Origin of the sequence: Streptomyces sp. NPDC012935 (assembly GCF_042900345.1) — a bacterium.
In the GTDB taxonomy this organism is placed as follows: Bacteria; Actinomycetota; Actinomycetes; order Streptomycetales; family Streptomycetaceae; genus Streptomyces.
Window position 1 is genome coordinate 1 of record NZ_JBIBBC010000111.1, and the last position, 1,106, is coordinate 1,106.

Annotated in this window: 1 protein-coding gene; it reads left to right on the forward strand. The window is 70.1% G+C overall.

Going from position 1 to position 1,106, the window contains the following annotated elements; all coding sequences use genetic code 11:
• Window positions 1–1,106, forward strand: a 1,106-nt coding sequence (locus ACFY5C_RS41925) for a WD40 repeat domain-containing protein (protein ID WP_389455362.1), incomplete at both ends; no start/stop codon positions are given.

Consider the following 1,106-nt stretch of genomic DNA (forward strand, 5'->3'; position numbering starts at 1 on the left):
CTGGAGTGTTCCGCACGTCTTGACCGGGCGTCCCTGGAAAGGCTCGCGGACGCGGTGGCTGCGCGGGTGGCGGAGATCGCCACGAGCGATCCGGAGCTGGCGGTCCTGGGGGCGCTCGCCGCGCTTGAGGAGTGCGCTCCGACCTCCGCCGCCCAGCAGGCGCTGCACACCGCCCTCAACGCCTCTCATGTACGGGAGGTCTTTCGCGGCCATGAGGAGGACATCAACGCGGTGACCTGGTCGCCCGATGGAGCCCTCCTCGCGACGGCCTCAGATGACGGTACGGTCCGGATCTGGGGCACCGGGCAGTCGCCCTCTGACCGCGTTGTCCTCACTCCTGGTGGCGGTCACCGGGTGCAGTCGGTGACCTGGTCGCCCGACGGAAGGTATCTGGCGAGTGGTTCCCGGGACGGCACCGTCACCGTCTGGGACGTCGAGACCGAGGCCGAAGCCGGTGTGCTCACCGGGCATGGCGACGCGGTCGAGGGAGTCGCGTGGGCACCGGACGGGGAGCGGCTCGCCACGGCGAGCCGTGATCGGACCGTGCGGATCTGGGATGCGTCGACCTTCGTGGAGGTGGCCCGGTTCACCGGCCATGAACGGACGGTGTGGGACGTGGCATGGTCCCCGGACGGACAGAAGGTCGCCAGCGCGTCGGACGACGGCACGGTGCGCGGCTGGTCCCTTGCCACCGGCCGTGAGATCGCAGCTGCCGCCGGACACCGGGCCGGTGTCTCAGGCATCGCCTGGTCGCCCGACGGACGACTGCTCGCCTCAGTGTCGGAGGACCGCATGGTCTTCGTCTCCGCGGTCGCCGAAGCGGAAGCGCCTGCTGGGACCCCCGGTACGGGGGCGCTGCTGAGACAGTTGGACTGCGGGGAGAAGCTGAGTTGTGTCGCGTGGTCTCCCGACGGCCGGCGTCTCGCCGTGGGCGACGAAGTCCGTACGGCCCGCGTCTGGGACCTTGACACGGACGAGGAGACGCTGTTGTCCGGTCACACCGACAGCGTCAACAGCATCGCCTGGCACGGTTCCCGGATAGCCACCGTTTCCCGGGACAGGACGGTTGCCGTGTGGGACATCGCCGAAGGCGGAGCCCAGAGCAG